The 434-nt window shown below is 62.7% G+C and carries 1 protein-coding gene; it reads left to right on the forward strand.

Annotated features, from left to right (window positions below; translation table 11 throughout):
- Positions 1–127 precede the first annotated feature (127 nt).
- A partial coding sequence (locus AACY52_RS31640; protein WP_339561601.1) for an acetyl-CoA hydrolase/transferase C-terminal domain-containing protein occupies positions 128–434 on the forward strand: 307 nt, incomplete at its 3' end.

Genomic DNA, 434 nt, shown 5'->3' on the forward strand with positions numbered 1-434 from the left:
GATCGAATTCTTCACCCATGAAGTGGCGCGCGGACGCTTGCCCGCGTCGCTGCTGCCGCTGCAATCGGGCGTCGGCAACATCGCCAATGCGGTGCTGACCGGCCTGGTCAACGGACCGTTCTAGGACATGACCTCCTATACTGAGGTGATCCAGGACGGGATGCTCGACCTGCTTGATTCGGGCAAATTGCGCATGGCCTCGGCCACCGCTTTCTCGCTCAGCCCGGAGGCGGCGGCCCGGCTCAATGCCGATATGGGCCGCTATCGCGACAAGATGATCCTGCGTCCGCAGGAGATCAGCAACCACCCCGAATTGATCCGCCGGCTCGGCTGCCTCGCCATGAACGGACTGATCGAGGCGGACATTTACGGCAACGTCAATTCCACCCACGTGATGGGCTCGCGCATCCAGAACGGCATTGTCGGATCGGGCG

It is taken from the genome of Pseudomonas sp. EA_65y_Pfl1_P113, from assembly GCF_963970525.1.
Classification (GTDB): domain Bacteria; phylum Pseudomonadota; class Gammaproteobacteria; order Pseudomonadales; family Pseudomonadaceae; genus Aquipseudomonas; species Aquipseudomonas tritici.